The sequence below is a fragment of the Pseudomonas sp. MT3 genome (assembly GCF_054720805.1).
Genome location: NZ_JBTVPY010000004.1, coordinates 158,833 through 175,839 on the forward strand (window position 1 = coordinate 158,833; position 17,007 = coordinate 175,839).

Genomic DNA, 17,007 nt, shown 5'->3' on the forward strand with positions numbered 1-17,007 from the left:
CCCGGCGGGAGTGCATGCCCGTGAGGACAGAGCTGCCATGACCAAGCAACCCTTCTACAAGAGCCTGTACGTACAGGTGCTGATCGCCATCGCCATCGGTATCGCGCTGGGCCACTTCTATCCCGATACCGCCAAGCTGATGAAGCCGCTGGGCGATGGCTTCGTCAAACTGATCAAGATGGCCATCGCGCCGATCATCTTCTGTACCGTGGTCACCGGCATCGCCGGCATGCAGAGCATGAAGGCCGTGGGCAAGACGGGCGGCATGGCGCTGCTGTACTTCGAAATCGTTTCCACCATCGCGCTGCTCATCGGCCTGTTCGTGGTCAATGTCGTGCAGCCGGGTGCCGGCATGCACGCCGACGTTGCCAGCCTCACCGCCGAAATGAGCAAGAACGCCACGCTGACGGCCTACGTGGCGTCCGGTGAGAAGCAGAGCACCATCGAGTTCTTCATGAACGTGATCCCGAACACCGTGGTCGGCGCCTTCGCCAATGGCGACATCCTGCAGGTGCTGTTCTTCTCGGTGCTGTTCGGCTATTCGCTGCACCGCCTGGGCGATTACGGCCAGCCGGTGTTCCAGTTCATCGATCGCATCACCCACGTGATGTTCAACATCATCAACGTGATCATGAAGGTCGCTCCGCTCGGCGCCTTCGGCGCGATGGCCTTCACCATCGGCGCCTACGGCCTGGGTTCGCTGGTGCAGCTCGGCCAGCTGATGCTGTGCTTCTACATCACCTGCATCCTCTTCGTGCTGGTCGTGCTCGGCAGCATTGCCCGCTATCACGGTTTCAGCATCCTGCGCTTCATCTCCTACATCCGCGAGGAGTTGCTGATCGTGCTGGGCACTTCGTCCTCCGAGTCGGCCCTGCCGCGCATGATCGCCAAGATGGAGAAGCTGGGCGCCGACAAGAGCGTCGTCGGCCTGGTGATTCCCACCGGCTACTCGTTCAACCTGGACGGCACTTCGATCTACCTGACGATGGCGGCCGTGTTCATCGCCCAGGCCACCGACACGCCGATGGATATCTCCCACCAGATCACCCTGCTGGTGGTGTTGCTGATCGCCTCCAAGGGCGCCGCCGGCGTCACCGGCTCGGGCTTCATCGTGCTGGCCGCGACCCTGTCCGCCGTGGGCCACCTGCCGGTTGCGGGGCTGGCGCTGATCCTGGGTATCGACCGCTTCATGTCCGAAGCCCGCGCGCTGACCAACCTGGTGGGCAATGGCGTGGCTACCCTCGTGGTCGCCAAGTGGTGCAAGCAGCTGGACGAGAAGACCCTGTCCAAAGAACTGGCCGCTGGCCCGGGCAACTCCGTGGAGCTTCAGCCTTCCTGATGAGTGTCCCAACGAGCAATTCGGCCCGGTGAACGTGAAGCACCGGAGCCATTCCAGCCCGCTCATTTGAGCGGGCTTTTTTATGGGCTGATGGGGTGTGTCGGCGGCTTCTGGCCGCGAATGGTTTATCCGGCGGCTCCGGAGCCGGGTGGTTCGCGAGCGAGCTCGCTCCTACAGGTTGGGGCTCGTGGCGGGGTATCACGGACGGAGTCCGCTGCTACGCTCATCGGCCGGCACCGTGCGCTCCCGTAGGTGCGGACCTTGTCCGCGATGCAAGGCGTAGCCTTGCGCTCCTCGGGAAAGCGCCATACTTCCCGGCACGGGCCCAGCCAGGCGAAGACGGCGCGCAGGCCGGGCGGCCTGCGTTGGAAGGATCAGAGAATGATCTTGTCCTTGAGCTTCTCGGCGGCCTGTTGCAGCGCCTCGATGACCCGTTCCTTGTCGTAGTTCTGCACGTTGTTGGTGTCCAGGTACATGGAGAAGCCCGGCACTTCGTGCTCGATGAAGCTGGGGTTGGAGCCCAGGTCACGGCGGAAGTCGACCACCTGGTAGATCTGCACCGGCTTGCTGAAGCCCTTCACCGTGATCTGGCCCTTGTCGCGGCACATCAGCACATCCTTGACCAGCGAGTAGGTCTCGTGGCTGATGAGGATTTCGCCGGCCTCGGCAGCGTTTTCCAGGCGGCTGGCGAGGTTCACTTCGCGGCCGATGATGGTGTAGTCCATGCGCGTCTCGGCGCCGAAGTTGCCCACGGTGCAGTAGCCGGTATTCAGGCCCATGCGCACTTCCAGCGGCTTGGTGATGCCCTGGGCGCGCCATTGCTGGCGCATGACCTTCATGTGCTTGCGCATGGCCACGGCCATCGACACCGCGGCGGCGGCGTCCTTGCGCGCGCCCTGGGTGGCGGGGTCGCCGAAGAACACCATCACGCAGTCGCCGACGAACTTGTCGATGGTGCCGCCGTACTTGAGGGCGATCTTCGACATTTCGTTCAGGTAGTTGTTGAGCATGTCGGTGAGGGCTTCGGCCTCCAGTTCCTCGGACAGCTCGGTGAAGCCCTTGATGTCGGAGAAGAACACCGTGAGCTTCTTGCGCTGGGTTTCCAGGCGCACGCTCTTCTTGCCGCTGAAGATCGATTCCCACACCTGCGGCGACAGGTACTTGGCCAGGTTGTTGGCCAGCCGCGCGGCCTTCTCCTGTTCGCGGGCGATCTCCACGCGGGCCAGGCCCAGGCGCAGGCCCTGCTGATGGACGAAGAAGGCGGTGATGCAGATGTACAGGGTGGAGAACAGCACGCTGATCAACGCCACGACGGTCGGCGTACCGCCCTTGTAGGCCGGAGACAGCAGGGCCGCGGTGAACACCGACGCGCTGAGCATGACCAGCAGGACCAGGCCGAGGGAGCGCAGGCCGCCGATGATCAGCGAGGAGAAGGCCAGCACCAGCACCAGCATCAGGCTCGGCACTTCCGAGAAGCCCATCAGCGCGGTGGCGGCGCCGGCGTGCACGGCATCGATGAACATCAGGATCAGGCGGGTGCGCTGCGGGTGGTCGTGCTTGAAGCGGCGGCTCAACTGCTGGGCAAGATGCGGGTAGAGCAGGGCGTAGGGGACCATCCAGAGGATGTCGTAGCCGAAGTGCTGGCTGAAGGTGCCGGCGGTGATGGTTGCGGCGACGGCAATATAGGCCAGCACGCGGGAATGGTATTCGCGCAGGGGGGCGGGGGTGAGCGTGCCGTCGGAACGCTCGGTGACAATAGGCTTCATGCGCAGGAAAAGTCCCTGGTTAGTTTCGGCGCAATCCTGATTGACGCCTCCCACGCGATTGCGGGTGTAGGGATCTTATTCCATGCGCAGCCCGCTGGGCCAGTGGCGGTTCGCCACTCGTCGTCGCGGGCTGCCGCGGGTTCGGCGCGGGTCAGGCCATGCTGCCGTCGGGCTTGCGGTAGATCGACCGGCGGGGCTGGGCGAAGACCCGGCGCAGCATGGGTTCGAAGAACTCCAGGGGCAGCACTTCGGCATCCGGATCGAAGGCTGCGGCGTCGTAGCGTGCGCAGAATTCGATGGTCTGTTCGAACTGTGGGTGGTCCTTGAACTGCTCGCGCAGGTGCCGGTCCAGGCCCAGGTGGTGGAAGAAGTAGTAGCCCTGGAAGATCGCGTGTTTCTCGATCATCCACAGGTTCTCTTCGCTGACGAAGGGCTTGAGGATGGCCGCGGCGATGTCGGCGTGGTTGAACGAACCCAAGGTGTCGCCGATGTCGTGGAGCAGGGCGCAGACCACGTATTCCTCGTCGCGACCGTCGCGGTGGGCCAGGGTGGCGGTCTGTAGCGAGTGGGTCAGGCGGTCCACCGGGAAGCCGCCGAAGTCGCCGTCGAGCAGGCGCAGGTGGGTGAGGATGCGGTCCGGCAGGAGGGTGGCGTAGTGGGCGAAGTCCTTGGCGATGATCGCCCAGTCTTCGGCGCTGCCGTCTTCCATATGGGTGAAGTGGGCGCGTGCGTTCATCGGGCTGTGCTCTTGTGATTGTTGTGGGAGGGGCTGGATGGCACTGCTCCAGTCTAGAAGCCCGGACGGCGCGCGGTAGTGTCCCCAGGGCGCCAGCGGGGTGTCCCGGTGGGCGCGAATGGCGCGGTATCAGCCGCGCCGATGGCTGGCGAGGCCTCTTGGGGGTTCTGCGGGTCGTGCCCCAGGGACTGCAGGAACAGCGAGAACAGCTCCGGCTGCGAGAAGATGTCGAGCTTGTTGTACGGGTGGCGGTGGTGGACCTTGATGGTCTCCGGCGAGATCGCCAGGCGCTCGGTCATGGCCTTGGAGGAGTAACCCCGCAGGATCAGCCGGGCGATCTCCAGCTCGCGTTCGGAGAGCACGCCGGCGCCGAAGTGGCTCACGGCGTCGCGTACCTGCACCGCCACGCCGGCGTTGGGTGCGGAGCGTCTGCTGGCGGCGTTGCGCGAGGTCGGTTGGAAGGGATGACGCGAGGTATCCTCCGGACTGCGGCCCGTCGATTGGCCACACCCTGTAGGAGCGAGCTTGCTCGCGAACGGATTTCCCGGCCGCTCTGGAGTGGGGCGGGTTCGCGAGCAAGCTCGCTCCTACGAAAGGCAATAAAAAAGCCGGAGCTGCTGAGCAGCTCCGGCTTTCGTGTTTTTGTAGGAGCGGACTTTGTCCGCGATGGGGCGAACGCTGGCTTTGGGCCGGATCGCGGACGGAGGGCGCTCCTACGTCATGCCCCGGATCAGTTCGGGGTGTAGATCTGGTCGAACACACCACCGTCGGCGAAGTGGGTCTTCTGCACGGTACGCCAGTCGCCGAAGGTCTTCTCCACCGAGAAGAAGTCCACTTTCGGGAAGCGGTCGGAGAACTTGGCGAGGATTTCCGGGTTGCGCGGGCGCAGGTAGTTGTTCGCCGCGATGGTCTGGCCCTCGTCGGACCACAGGTACTTCAGGTAGGCCTCGGCCTGTGCGCGAGAGCCTTTCTTGTCGACCACCTTGTCCACCACGGTCACCGGTGGCTCGGCTTCAGCGGATACGCTCGGGTAGACCACTTCGAAGCCGCCACGGCCAAATTCGCGGGCGATCATCTCGGCTTCGTTCTCGAAAGTGATCAGCACGTCGCCGATCTGGTTCTGCATGAAGGTGGTGGTCGCCGCGCGGCCGCCGGTGTCCAGCACCGGTACGTGCTTGAACAGCTGGGCGACGAATTCCTTGGCCTTGGCTTCATCGGCGCCGTGTTTCTGCGCGTAGCCCCAGGCGGAGAGGTAGGTGTAGCGGCCGTTGCCGGAAGTCTTCGGGTTCGGCACCACGACCTGCACGCCGTCCTTGATCAGATCCGGCCAGTCCTTCAGGGCCTTGGGGTTGCCCTTGCGCACGATGAACACGGTGGCGGAGGTGAAGGGTGCGCTGTTGTTGGGCAGGCGCGCGGACCAGTCCTTGGGCACCAGGCCGCCGTTGTCGGCCAGGGCGTCGATGTCGGTGGCCTGGTTCATGGTGATGACGTCGGCCGGCAGGCCGTCGATGACCGCGCGAGCCTGTTTGCTGGAGCCGCCGTGGGACATCTGGATGACGATGTTCTCGCCTTTCTCCGCCTGCCAATGTTTCTGGAAGGCGGCGTTGTAGTCCTTGTAGAAATCGCGCATCACGTCGTAGGAGACGTTGAGCAGCGGCTGGGCGGCCTGGGCTGCGGAGGCCAGGGCGAGGCCGGCGGCGAGCAGCGAGGCGCTGAACAGTCGTTTCACAATCCGATCCTTTTGGCAGTGTTGTTGGGGGTGAATTATGCCGTCGGGTTATATGCCGATTAAATACTTAAAGGCTATTTGCTTATTCATCCGCGCATGCGGGCAGCCGGAATGTGCAGCGTCATCAGGCTGCCGGACAGGGCGCGGATCGAAAATCGGGGAGGATTGACGGGACGGCGGGGTGCTCCGCCGTCCCGGCCGGGGTCAGGCGCGTTCGCCGGCCTCTGGGCTGTCGGTGTCGCCTTCGGCCATGCAGGCCGCGGCGGTGAACAGCACGTCGGTGGAGGAGTTCAGCGCGGTTTCCGCCGAATCCTGGAGGATGCCGATGATGAAGCCGACCGCCACCACCTGCATCGCCACCTCGCTGGAGATGCCGAACAGGCCGCAGGCCAGCGGGATCAGCAGCAGCGAACCGCCGGCCACGCCGGAGGCGCCGCAGGCGCAGATCGAGGCGACCATGCTGAGCAGGATGGCGGTGGGCAGGTCCACGGCGATGCCGAGGGTGTGCACCGCCGCCAGGGTCAGCACGCTGATGGTGATGGCCGCGCCGGCCATGTTGATGGTGGCGCCCAGCGGGATCGACACCGAGTAGGTGTCTTCATGCAGGCCCAGGCGCTCGCACAGTTGCAGGTTGACCGGGATGTTGGCCGCCGAGCTGCGGGTGAAGAAGGCGGTGATGCCGCTCTCGCGCAGGCAGGTGAGCACCAGCGGGTAGGGGTTGCGGCGGATCTTGCTGAAGACGATCAGCGGGTTCACCACCAGTGCCACGAACAGCATGCAGCCCAGCAGCACGGCCAGCAGGTGCAGGTAGCCGAGCAGCGCGTCGAAGCCGGATTCGGCGAGGGTGTTGGCTACCAGGCCGAAGATGCCCAGCGGGGCGAAGGCGATTACCACGCGGACGATCAGGGTCACGCCGCTGGCCATGTCCTCGAGCAGGTCGCGGGTGCTCTGCCGCGCGTGTCGCAGGGCGATCCCCAGGCCGATGGCCCAGGCCAGGATGGCGATGAAGTCCGCCTCCAGCAGTGCCTTCACCGGGTTGGTGGTGATGCTGAACAGCAGCGCGCGCAGGACTTCCCCGATACCGCCGGGAGGCGTCAGTTCGCTGGTGGGGGCGTGCAGCACCAGGTTGGAGGGGAAGGCGAAGCTGGCAATCACCGCGACCACCGCGGCGGAAAAGGTGCCGATCAGGTACAGCAGCAGGATCGGCCGGATATGCGTGCGTTGGCCTTGCTTGTGGTTGGCGATGGAGGACATCACCAGCACCAGTACGAGTACCGGTGCGACGGCTTTCAGGGCCGAGATGAACAGGCTGCCGAGCAGGCCGACGGCCTTGGCCGCCTCCGGCGACAGGAGCGCCAGGGCAATGCCGGCGAGCATCCCGATGAAAATCCGCATGACCAGGCTGGTGTGCTTGAGTCGTTGCAGGAAGGTGGGGGCTGGAAGAGTCATGACATCGTTCGCTGCGTTGGAATGGGATCGCACCCGCTACCGGGTACGGAAGGGGGCGGATTATGCCGTCTGCGATGGGGAAATGCGCGGTTACCCGTCGATTGAGCGGCCAGCGTCCGTTCTGGCAGGCATCGGGGCGCAGTCTGGACGCCTGCACGCGGACCGGTATTGATCCATGACGGTCGCCGCGTGAATCGCGCCGGGCCCAGCCCGGTTCGCGGAATGCCCCCGGGACCCGGATCGATATCGGCGACCGGCAGCACCGTGCCGCGCGTGGTCACCTGGAAGTTGTCCCCGGCATGGGCCGGGTAGCCGTTACCCGGTGCCTGGTATTTCACGAAATGCGTGGCCGCGATCCCTCGCTGAAGGAGGTGGCCGGCTGACTATGGACGCGGCCCGACCTTTTCCGTGGGCGGGTTACGCAGCAGCACCGACAGCAGGCGCTGCCCCAGGATCACCAGCCAGCAGGCGAAGATGAAGGGCGCGGTGAAGGCCGGTAGGCCGATCAGCGCGAAGCCGGGCTGCAGCAGCACGGCGAGCAGGATGCCGCACAGCGGCGCCAGCGGAGCGCGGTAGCGCGGCGACAGGGCGATGCCGGCCAGCGCGCCGTTCAGGCCGAGCAGGCCGGCTTGCGTGGAGGCGGCCGGCAGCCCGAACAGCGGTGCGATCAGCAGGGCGCTGGCGGCACCGGCCAGGGCCCAGAAGGCAGCGCGACGGTCGGCCAGCAGCAGGCCGAGGGCGATGGTCAGGCCGGCCAGCGGTTCGCCGAGGAAGATCACTTCGCCAAAGCCCAGCACCGTGGAGTCCAGGTAAGGATTGACCAGGTTGCAGGATAGGCAACCCAGCCCCGTCGCGGGCGCCAGCCCGATGGTCTTGCCCAGTGCCGCGCTGATCCAGCCCGGCAGCACGAAGGCCAGCGTATAGGCCGGCAGGCCGAAGCGCAGGCGCGACTGGCGCAGCAGCCCGGCCTGCAGCGCCACGGAACCGAGGATGGCCGCGACGCAGAGCGCCAGCATCGCCGGCGACCACTGGAACAGGAAGGGCAGCAGCAGGCCGACGAGAATCGGGTTGTAGTCGTGCAGGCCGGCGTCGATGTCCGCCTGCGCTACGCGCAGGAAGCGCGCGGCGAGCGGGCCGAGCAGGGCACCGAGGAGCGCGCCGGGCAACAGGCGCGGCGCCGACCAGGCGATGCTGAGCAGCAGGATCAGGCCGAAGCGGGCATCGGCCTGCAGGTAGATCTGACCGAATCCGATCAGCCGGGTACGAGCGAACTGAATGAGTGGCATGGTGCTACAGGGTGGTTGGAAACTGGGGCTCGGTTGCGTCTCGGGCCGGGCGCGTCGAGGCGGCGCAACGTAGAGCATCTTGTGACGCCGGCATACGGGGCCGCGCCATACGGTTGAAAAGAAAAGAGGCTGTCGGCGGGGTAGCCGCTGACAGCCTCGAAATTCCATGACCAGCATTGGGAGTTGCTGCGTGGGGGGCATGGACCGACAAGCATTCGGTGCTCAAGTATTCAATAGCAAGGTCAAACCCGGACGGACGGGGACGCGGCCCCGTATTCCCGGCCCCGTCCGTCCGGGAGTGACTCGGTGCGGAGGCACGCTTGCAGCTGCGTGGCTCCTGAACTCGGTGTTTCTCCTGTCAGCCAGTTCCCTTCAACCCGCTCCTCTCCCGAGGGAGAGGGCTGGGGTGAGGGCGCTCTTCCAACGCTTAACCTTCCAGCGCCGGTGCGACAGTCTCGATGCGCAGCATGTTGGTGCTGCCCGGCTGGCCGAAGGGTACGCCGGCGGTGATCACCACGGTGTCGCCACGGCGCGCCATGCGCTGGGCCAGGGCGATGTCCAGGGCGGTGGAGCAGATCTCGTCGACATGGGCGAGCTGGGCGTTGACCACCGAATGGACGCCCCAGGCCACGGTCAGGCGGCGGGCGGACTTGAGCTGCGGCGTCAGGCTGAGGATCGGTGCCTTGGGCCGTTCGCGGGAGGCACGCAGGGTCGAGGCGCCCGACTCGGTGTAGTTCACCAGCACCGCGACCGGCAGGATGCGGCTGATCCGGCGGATCGCGCAGCTGATGGCGTCGGAGACGGTGGCGTCCGGCTCCGGGCGGTTGAGTTCGAGCTGGCCCTGGTAGTCCGGTTCGGCTTCCACCTGGCGGATGATCTTCGCCATCATTTCCACCGCTTCACGCGGGTACTGTCCGGAGGCACTTTCGGCGCTGAGCATCACGCAGTCGGCGCCCTCGCTGACGGCGTTGGCGACGTCGGTCACCTCGGCGCGGGTCGGCGCCGGGGAGAAACGCATGGATTCGAGCATCTGGGTTGCCACCACCACCGGGCGGCCGAGCTGGCGACAGACCTGGATGATGCGCTTCTGGATACCCGGCACGCTCTCGGCCGGCATTTCCACGCCCAGGTCGCCACGGGCGACCATGATGGCGTCGGCCAGGCGGGCGATGGCTTCGATGGACTGCACCGCCGACGGCTTCTCGATCTTGGCCATGAGGAAGGCCTTGTCGCCGATCAGCGCGCGGGCTTCCTCGATGTCTTCTGGACGCTGCACGAAGGACAGTGCGACCCAGTCCACGCCCAGTTCCAGGCCGAACTCGAGGTCACGGCGGTCTTTGGCGGTCAGCGGGCTGAGCTTGAGCACGGCTTCGGGCACATTGACGCCCTTGCGGTCGGACAGCTCGCCGCTGTTCATCACGCGGGTCTCGATGGCATCGCTGTGGGCGTTGACCACCTGCAGGCGGATCTTGCCATCGTCCAGCAGCAGGCTCATGCCCGGCTCCAGCGCCTGGATGATTTCCGGGTGGGGCAGGTTGACGCGCTTGTCGTCGCCCGGCACGTCGCTGAGGTCCAGGGTGAAGCTCTGGCCCTTTTCCAGCTGCACCGCGCCCTCGGCGAAGCGGCCGACGCGCAGTTTCGGGCCCTGCAGGTCCATCAGGATGCCGATGGGGTAGTTCAGCTCGGCTTCCACTTCGCGGACCCAGGCGAAACGCTGGGCGTGGTCGCCGTACTCGCCGTGGCTGAAGTTCAGACGGAACAGGTTGGCGCCGGCTTCCACCAGGGCGCGGATGTCGTCGCGGCTTTTGATCGCCGGGCCCAGGGTGGCGAGGATCTTTACTTTTTTATCAGGAGTCATTTTCGAGGACCAGGATGGCGCGGAAGTCGTTGACGTTGGTGCGGGTCGGCGTGGTGATCACCAGGTCGCCCAGTTCGGCGAAGAAGCCGTAGCCGTTGTTGTTGTCGAGCTCGTGCAGCGGATTCAGGCCGGCCTTGAGGGCGCGGCTGTAGCTGCACGGGCTCATCAGGGCACCGGCGTTGCTTTCCATGCCGTCGATGCCGTCGGTGTCCCCCGCCAGGGCCCAGATGTTCGGTTCACCCTTGAGGTCGGCGGTGAGGCTGAGGAGAAATTCTGCATTGCGTCCGCCACGGCCATTGCCGCGCACGGTCACGGTGGTCTCGCCACCGGAGAGGATCAGGCACGGCGCCTTGAGCGGCTGGCCATGCTTGCGGATCTGCCGGGCGATGCCGGCGTGGACCTTGGCGACCTCGCGGGATTCGCCTTCCAGGTCGCCCAGGATCAGCGCCGGGATGCCGGCGGCTTCGGCCTTGGCGGCCACTGCATCGAGGGCGTGCTGGGGCGTGGCGATCAGCTTGAAGTGGCTGCGCGACAGGCACTCGTCACCGGGTTTGACGGTTTCCGAGCGCGGGTCTTCCAGCCAGGCGCGCACGTTCGCCGGAACCTCGATGGCGTAGCGCTTGAGGATCGCCAGGGCGTCGGCGGAGGTGGTCGGGTCGCCCACGGTGGGGCCGGAGGCGATCACCGTGGCCTCGTCGCCGGGGACGTCGGAGATTGCGTAGGTGTACACGCTGGCCGGCCAGCAGGCGCGGGCCAGACGCCCGCCCTTGATGGCCGAGAGGTGCTTGCGCACGCAGTTCATTTCGCTGATGGCGGCGCCGGATTTGAGCAGCGCCTTGTTCACGCTGCGCTTGTCGTCGAGGCTGATGCCGTCGGCCGGCAGGGCGAGCAGGGCGGAGCCGCCGCCGGAGAGCAGGAAGATCACCCGGTCGTTCTCGGTCAGCCCGCTGATCAGCTCCAGCACGCGGCGCGCAACGCGCTCGCCGGCATCGTCCGGCACCGGGTGCGAGGCTTCCACCACTTCGATGCTGCGGCAATCGGCGCCGTAGCCATAGGGCGCCACGACCAGGCCCTGGACCTGGCCGTTCCAGTGCTTCTCGGCGACTTCGGCCATCGCCCCGGCGGCCTTGCCGGCGCCGATGACGATGGTGCGGCCGCCCTGGTCGGTGGGCAGATGCTGCGCCAGTACCTGGGCCGGATGCGCGGCGGCGATGGCGGTGTCGAACAGCTCGCGCAGGAAGGCGCGTGGGTCCAGGCTCATGACGGGGCTCCCGTGATTCTTGTTGTGGTGTATCCATGACTCAGGCTTCTGCGGGGCAGAAGGTTCTCTGCGCGCAGAAGACTCAGCGATGGATTCGAACGCCCCGGCCGGCGAGGCCGTGATTCCCTCCGGCCGGGTGTTCGAGTCGCTTTGCAGCGTGACGGGCGACGTCACTCCCATAACTTCGCCTGTCACTTTGCTCTGTGGCGGATAACGCCTTTGGCGTTATGCGCCCTACGTTGGCGTACCTCGTAGGGCGCATGAAGCGGAACGCTTCATCCGCCGATTCTCAGTCCTTGCGGATCGAGAAGTTGGCCATGTGCTCCAGGCCCTTGATCAGGCCGGAGTGGTCCCAGTTGCTGCCGCCGATGGCCGCGCAGGTGCTGAACACTTGCTGGGCGTTGGCGGTGTTGGGCAGGTTCAGGCCCAGTTCGCGAGCGCCGGCCAGGGCCAGGTTGAGGTCCTTCTGGTGCAGGCTGATGCGGAAGCCCGGATCGAAGGTGCCCTTGACCATGCGCTCACCGTGCACTTCGAGGATACGCGAGGAGGCGAAGCCGCCCATCAGCGCTTCACGCACCTTGGCCGGATCGGCGCCGTTCTTGGCGGCGAACAGCAGGGCTTCGGCGACGGCCTGGATGTTCAGGGCGACGATGATCTGGTTGGCTACCTTGGCAGTCTGGCCATCGCCATTGCCGCCGACGCGGGTGATGTTCTTGCCCATGGCCTGGAACAGCGGCAGGGCGCGTTCGAAGGTGTTCGGGCAGCCGCCGACCATGATGCTCAGGGAAGCGGCCTTGGCGCCGACTTCACCGCCGGAGACCGGGGCGTCCAGGTACTGGGCGCCGGTGGCCTTGATCTTCTCGGCGAAGGTCTTGGTGGCGGTGGGGGAAATCGAGCTCATGTCGATCACGACCTTGTTCGGGCCCACGCCTTCGGCGATACCGTCCTTGCGGAACAGTACGTCGTCGACCTGCGGGGTGTCCGGAACCATCACGATGATGAATTCGGCTTCCTGGGCGACTTCCTTGGGGGTGGCCAGGGCGACGGCGCCGGCTTCTACCAGGGAGGCCGGGGCTGCATCGTGGTGGGTGGAAACGAAGATCTGGTGACCCGCTTTCTGCAGGTTCAGTGCCATGGGCAGGCCCATGATGCCGGTGCCGATGAATCCGATTTTGGCCATGAGGAATTCTCCTGGTTGTTCTTGTTGGGCTGACTGGCGCGGTGCGTACCCACCGCGCCTGCGAGCGGAATCAGATGACGTTGTGGCTCTTCAGCCAGCCGAGGCCGGCTTCGGTGGTGGTCTTGGGCTTGTATTCGCAGCCGATCCAGCCCTGGTAGCCGATGCGGTCCAGGTGCTCGAACAGGAAGCGGTAGTTGATCTCGCCGGTGCCCGGCTCGTGGCGGCCGGGGTTGTCGGCCAACTGCACGTGGTTGATCGAGGCGAGGTTCTTCTCGAGGGTCCGCGCCAGGTCACCTTCCATGATCTGCATGTGGTAGATGTCGTACTGCAGGAACAGGTTGGCGCTGCCGACCTTCTCGCGGATGTCCTGGGCCTGCTTCGTGGTCTGCAGGTAGAAGCCGGGAATGTCGATCGTGTTGATCATTTCCATGACCAGCTTGATGCCCGCGGCTTCGAGCTTGCCCGCCGCGTACTCCAGGTTGTTCAGGAAGGTGTTCTCGATGGTGGCGCAGTCATGACCCTGCGGGCGGATGCCGGCCAGGCAGTTGACCTGCTTGTTGCCCAGCACCTTGGCGTAGGCGATGGCCTTGTCCACGCTGGCGCGGAATTCCTCGACGCGATCCGGGTGGCAGGCGATACCGCGCTCGCCCTTGGCCCAGTCGCCGGCGGGCAGGTTGAACAGCACTTGTTCCAGCTTGTTGGCGTCCAGGCGGGCCTTGATCACCTCGGCCTCGACGTCATACGGGAAGAGGTACTCGACACCGCTGAAACCGGCCTTGGCGGCGGCGTCGAAACGGTCGAGGAAGTCCACCTCGGTGAACAGCATGGACAGGTTGGCGCAGAAACGGGGCATTGTGTGACTCCTTGATGGCGTGTTGCTCGAACAGCCCCCTCTCGCAAGGAGAGGGTCAGGGGAGAGGACCTTGCGGCGCCTCTCCCGCGGGGATCAATCCAGCAGCGAGATGGCGGTCGGCGCGTCGATACCCTTGAGCGCCAGTTCCTCGAACTCGTTGACCGCGTTGATCTCGGTACCCATGGAGATGTTGGTGACACGCTCCAGGATGACTTCCACCACAACCGGTACGCGGTGCTGTTGCATCAGCTCGCGAGCCTGGGCGAAGGCGGCGCCGATCTGGTTCGGGTCGAATACGCGGATCGCCTTACAGCCCAGGCCCTCGACCACGGAGACGTGGTCCACGCCGTAGCCGTTGAGTTCCGGCGCGTTGACATTGTCGAACGCCAGTTGCACGCAGTAGTCGATGTCGAAGCCACGCTGCGCCTGACGGATCAGCCCCAGGTAGGAGTTGTTCACCAGTACGTGGATGTACGGCAGGTTGAACTGCGCACCGGCGGCCAGTTCTTCGATCATGAACTGGAAGTCATAGTCGCCCGACAGCGCGACGACCTGACGGCTCGGGTCGGCCTTGACCACGCCCAGCGCTGCCGGAATGGTCCAGCCCAGCGGGCCGGCCTGGCCGCAGTTGATCCAGTGGCGCGGCTTGTAGACGTGCAGGAACTGCGCGCCAGCGATCTGCGACAGACCGATGGTGCTGACGTAGCAGGTGTCCTTGCCGAAGAACTCGTTCATCTCTTCGTAGACGCGCTGCGGCTTGACCGGCACGTTGTCGAAGTGGGTCTTGCGCTGCATCGTGCGCTTGCGCTCGCGGCAGGCGTCGACCCAGGCGCTGCGGTCCTTCAGCTTGCCGGCGGCTTTCCACTCGCGGGCCACTTCGAGGAACACGTCCAGAGCGGAGCTGGCGTCGGACACGATGCCCAGGTCCGGGGTGAATACGCGGCCGATCTGGGTCGGTTCGATGTCCACGTGGACGAACTTGCGGCCGGCGGTGTAGACGTCGACCGAACCGGTGTGGCGGTTGGCCCAGCGGTTGCCGATGCCCAGCACCATGTCCGACTCCAGGACGGTGGCGTTGCCGTAGCGGTGCGAGGTCTGCAGGCCGCACATGCCGGCCATCAGCGGGTGATCATCCGGGATGGTGCCCCAGCCCATCAGGGTCGGGACTACCGGTACGCCGGTCAGTTCGGCGAACTCGACCAGCTTGTCGGAGGCATCGGCGTTGATGATGCCGCCGCCGGCGCAGATCAGCGGACGCTCGGCGTCGTTGAGCAGGGCCAGGGCTTTTTCGGCCTGGGCGCGGGTGGCTTTCGGCTTGTTCACCGGCAGCGGCTCGTAGGCGTCGATGTCGAATTCGATCTCGGCCATCTGTACGTCGAACGGCAGGTCGATCAGCACCGGGCCCGGACGGCCGCTGCGCATTTCATAGAAGGCCTTCTGGAAGGCATAGGGCACCTGGCCCGGTTCCAGAACGGTGGTCGCCCACTTGGTCACCGGCTTGACGATGCTGGTGATGTCCACGGCCTGGAAGTCTTCCTTGTGCATGCGTGCACGAGGCGCCTGGCCGGTGATGCAGAGAATCGGGATGGAGTCGGCGGAGGCCGAGTACAGGCCGGTGACCATGTCGGTGCCAGCGGGGCCGGAGGTGCCGATGCACACGCCGATGTTGCCGGCGTTGGTGCGGGTGTAACCCTCGGCCATGTGCGACGCGCCTTCGACGTGGCGGGCCAGGACGTGATCGATGCCGCCGAGTTTCTTCATGGCCGCATACATGGGGTTGATGGCGGCGCCCGGCACGCCGAAGGCGGTATCGACGCCTTCGCGACGCATCACCAGTACGGCAGCCTCGATTGCTCTCATTCTGGCCATATTTTGTTCCTCGGTTCTTATACTGATTGTGTACAAAAGTTGAGGCGATTCTAGGCAGGCTCTGTTGCGAAGGTCAAGACGAGTTGTATACGAGGAACTGAAGAGTCATTTTTGTTAAAAATCTATATAAATCAGATAGTTAATTTAAAAGCTGATCCATAAGTCAAACTATTGTTTGAAAAAATGTATACAAAAATAGGTGCTCATTGTCCTTTTGTGTTGCTTTGGGCGGGGCGTTCGGCTACTAGATTGCGTACAGATTTCTGATGCGGATGTCTGCGGGCGATTTGCCAGCGCCGTCCGTACCTCCGATTTATCAACCTTGAAGAGGAACACCTCATGAGCACCATCAGTCTGGAAACCGCGCTGGACATCACCCGCCAGGCCCTGGCCGCCAGTCGCGAACTGTCCACCGCGCCGCTGACCATTGCCGTGCTGGATGCCGGCGGACACCTGGTGACCCTGCAACGGGAGGATGGCGCGAGCATGCTTCGTCCGCAGATCGCCATCGGCAAGGCCTGGGGCGCCGTGGCGCTGGGCAAGTCGTCGCGCGTGCTGGCGGCGGACGCGCAGCAGCGCCCGTCCTTCATCGCGGCGGTGAATACCCTGGCGCAAGGCAACGTGGTGCCGGCGCCGGGCGGCGTGCTGATCCGCAATCAGGCCAATGAAGTGATCGGCGCCATCGGTATCAGCGGCGACCTCTCGGATGTCGACGAGCAGTGCGCGATCCGTGGCGTGCAGGCGCTGGGCCTGGTGGCCGACGCGGGCTGATCGACGAAGGGAAGGGCGCGCGCTCGCCGCGCGCCGGATGCTTTTGTAGGAGCGAGCTTGCTCGCGAACCTTCGATTACGCCGGACGTTTCAGGTGTGAAGCGGGTTCGCGAGCAGGGACCAGGCGTCCCCCTCGGTTCTACGTTTCCAGCGGGTAGAAAGTGCGATCGATCAGATCGGCAACGGCCGCAAACGCCCCTGGGGCTTGTGCTCGCCACCGTTGTCCGGAGCGGTGCCGCGCAGTACCAGGCGGGTGATGGTCTCGGTGGCGGCCTCGAAGTCGGCGTCGCTGAGGCTGGTCTTGCCGGTGACTATCGAGATCTGCCAGTCGAAATCGGCGTAGGTCTGGGTCGCCGCCCAGATGGTGAACAGCAGGTGATGCGGGTCCACCGGAGCGAGCAGGCCTCGGTCGATCCAGCTCTGCAGACAGGCAATGTTGCGCTGCGCCTGGGTGTTCAGTTCGTCCAGATACTCCTTCGGCAGGTGCGGCGCGCCGTGCATCAGTTCGCTGGCGAATACCTTGGAGGCATGCGGCAGCTCCTGGGAAATCTTCACCTTGGAGCGGATGTAGGCGCGCAGCGCCTCGCTCGGCTCGTCATCCTCGCGGAATGGCGCGGAGGCCTGGAGCAAGGGTTCGACGACGCTTTCCAGAACGCAGCGGTAGAGATTTTCCTTGGTCTGGAAGTAGTAGTAGACGTTGGGCTTGGGCAGGCCGGCGCGAGCGGCGATGTCGCTGGTCTTGGTCGCCGCGAATCCCTTTTCGGCGAACTCCTCACTGGCTGCGCGCAGGATCAGGCGCCGGTTACGCTCGCGAATACTGGTCATGGATGCTGGTCTTCTTGTGCTGCTGTTGTTGCCCAACCGAGCCGGGCATGGTAGCACCGGCCTTGCGGCCCTCTCAAGACGAGAGG

At 65.1% G+C, this 17,007-nt stretch carries 13 protein-coding genes and 1 pseudogene; 2 read left to right on the top strand and 12 right to left on the bottom strand.

Annotated features, from left to right (window positions below):
- Positions 1-37 precede the first annotated feature (37 nt).
- Entirely contained in the window at positions 38-1,339 is a 1,302-nt protein-coding gene (locus tag ACYCAX_RS05925; protein WP_460247580.1) for a dicarboxylate/amino acid:cation symporter, read from the top strand.
- Between the two features lie 374 nt (positions 1,340-1,713).
- Here ACYCAX_RS05925 and ACYCAX_RS05930 read toward each other — a convergent pair whose 3' ends face one another.
- The 11 genes and pseudogenes from ACYCAX_RS05930 to gcl form a co-directional block, all read right to left on the bottom strand.
- A complete protein-coding gene (locus ACYCAX_RS05930) occupies positions 1,714-3,105 on the bottom strand; it encodes an adenylate/guanylate cyclase domain-containing protein (protein ID WP_015476632.1) in 1,392 nt (463 codons plus the stop codon).
- Positions 3,106-3,256: 151 nt separating this feature from the next.
- Positions 3,257-3,841 carry an HD domain-containing protein gene (locus tag ACYCAX_RS05935; protein ID WP_015476633.1) on the bottom strand — a complete coding sequence of 195 codons (585 nt, stop codon included), beginning with the start codon at positions 3,839-3,841 and terminating at the stop codon, positions 3,257-3,259.
- 161 nt (positions 3,842-4,002) lie between these two features.
- A pseudogene (locus tag ACYCAX_RS05940) lies at positions 4,003-4,245 on the bottom strand (helix-turn-helix domain-containing protein); the annotation flags it as partial.
- A gap of 326 nt (positions 4,246-4,571) precedes the next feature.
- Positions 4,572-5,570, bottom strand: a complete 999-nt coding sequence (locus ACYCAX_RS05945; protein ID WP_015476635.1) for a sulfate ABC transporter substrate-binding protein — start codon at positions 5,568-5,570, stop codon at positions 4,572-4,574.
- 204 nt (positions 5,571-5,774) lie between these two features.
- Positions 5,775-7,019, bottom strand: coding sequence for a serine/threonine transporter SstT (gene sstT, locus ACYCAX_RS05950; RefSeq protein WP_041711853.1), 1,245 nt, complete (start codon positions 7,017-7,019; stop codon positions 5,775-5,777).
- A gap of 383 nt (positions 7,020-7,402) precedes the next feature.
- Complete coding sequence (locus tag ACYCAX_RS05955) at positions 7,403-8,305, bottom strand: urea transporter (protein WP_015476638.1); 903 nt, start codon at positions 8,303-8,305, stop codon at positions 7,403-7,405.
- A 427-nt stretch (positions 8,306-8,732) separates the two neighbouring features.
- Entirely contained in the window at positions 8,733-10,163 is a 1,431-nt protein-coding gene (pyk, locus tag ACYCAX_RS05960; RefSeq protein ID WP_015476639.1) for a pyruvate kinase, read from the bottom strand.
- Entirely contained in the window at positions 10,153-11,424 is a 1,272-nt protein-coding gene (locus tag ACYCAX_RS05965; protein WP_460247581.1) for a glycerate kinase type-2 family protein, read from the bottom strand. Before ACYCAX_RS05965 ends, pyk begins: the two co-directional genes overlap by 11 nt.
- Positions 11,425-11,713: 289 nt before the next feature.
- Positions 11,714-12,604, bottom strand: coding sequence for a 2-hydroxy-3-oxopropionate reductase (locus ACYCAX_RS05970; protein ID WP_460247582.1), 891 nt, complete (start codon positions 12,602-12,604; stop codon positions 11,714-11,716).
- 70 nt (positions 12,605-12,674) lie between these two features.
- Positions 12,675-13,457, bottom strand: coding sequence for a hydroxypyruvate isomerase (hyi, locus tag ACYCAX_RS05975; RefSeq protein WP_460247583.1), 783 nt, complete (start codon positions 13,455-13,457; stop codon positions 12,675-12,677).
- Positions 13,458-13,550: 93 nt separating this feature from the next.
- Positions 13,551-15,326, bottom strand: a complete 1,776-nt coding sequence (gene gcl, locus ACYCAX_RS05980) for a glyoxylate carboligase (RefSeq protein WP_460247584.1) — start codon at positions 15,324-15,326, stop codon at positions 13,551-13,553.
- Between the two features lie 339 nt (positions 15,327-15,665).
- Here gcl and ACYCAX_RS05985 point away from each other — a divergent pair, with 339 nt between their 5' ends.
- On the top strand, positions 15,666-16,097 hold the full coding sequence (locus ACYCAX_RS05985) for a GlcG/HbpS family heme-binding protein (protein WP_015476644.1): 432 nt from the start codon (positions 15,666-15,668) through the stop codon (positions 16,095-16,097).
- 170 nt (positions 16,098-16,267) lie between these two features.
- On the opposite strand, the gene ACYCAX_RS05990 is transcribed toward ACYCAX_RS05985, so the two are convergent.
- Positions 16,268-16,921 carry a TetR/AcrR family transcriptional regulator gene (locus tag ACYCAX_RS05990; RefSeq protein WP_015476645.1) on the bottom strand — a complete coding sequence of 218 codons (654 nt, stop codon included), beginning with the start codon at positions 16,919-16,921 and terminating at the stop codon, positions 16,268-16,270.
- Between the last annotated feature and the right edge of the window lie 86 nt (positions 16,922-17,007).

What these genes read in the sequence shown, in the direction of transcription:
- ACYCAX_RS05925 (WP_460247580.1), top strand. Translation starts at nt 38, where the DNA reads ATGACCAAGCAACCCTTCTACAAGAGCCTGTACGTACAGGTGCTGATC.
- ACYCAX_RS05930 (WP_015476632.1), bottom strand. Translation starts at nt 3,105, where the DNA reads ATGAAGCCTATTGTCACCGAGCGTTCCGACGGCACGCTCACCCCCGCC.
- ACYCAX_RS05935 (WP_015476633.1), bottom strand. Translation starts at nt 3,841, where the DNA reads ATGAACGCACGCGCCCACTTCACCCATATGGAAGACGGCAGCGCCGAA.
- sstT (WP_041711853.1), bottom strand. Translation starts at nt 7,019, where the DNA reads ATGACTCTTCCAGCCCCCACCTTCCTGCAACGACTCAAGCACACCAGC.
- ACYCAX_RS05955 (WP_015476638.1), bottom strand. Translation starts at nt 8,305, where the DNA reads ATGCCACTCATTCAGTTCGCTCGTACCCGGCTGATCGGATTCGGTCAG.
- pyk (WP_015476639.1), bottom strand. Translation starts at nt 10,163, where the DNA reads ATGACTCCTGATAAAAAAGTAAAGATCCTCGCCACCCTGGGCCCGGCG.
- ACYCAX_RS05965 (WP_460247581.1), bottom strand. Translation starts at nt 11,424, where the DNA reads ATGAGCCTGGACCCACGCGCCTTCCTGCGCGAGCTGTTCGACACCGCC.
- ACYCAX_RS05970 (WP_460247582.1), bottom strand. Translation starts at nt 12,604, where the DNA reads ATGGCCAAAATCGGATTCATCGGCACCGGCATCATGGGCCTGCCCATG.
- hyi (WP_460247583.1), bottom strand. Translation starts at nt 13,457, where the DNA reads ATGCCCCGTTTCTGCGCCAACCTGTCCATGCTGTTCACCGAGGTGGAC.
- gcl (WP_460247584.1), bottom strand. Translation starts at nt 15,326, where the DNA reads ATGGCCAGAATGAGAGCAATCGAGGCTGCCGTACTGGTGATGCGTCGC.
- ACYCAX_RS05985 (WP_015476644.1), top strand. Translation starts at nt 15,666, where the DNA reads ATGAGCACCATCAGTCTGGAAACCGCGCTGGACATCACCCGCCAGGCC.
- ACYCAX_RS05990 (WP_015476645.1), bottom strand. Translation starts at nt 16,921, where the DNA reads ATGACCAGTATTCGCGAGCGTAACCGGCGCCTGATCCTGCGCGCAGCC.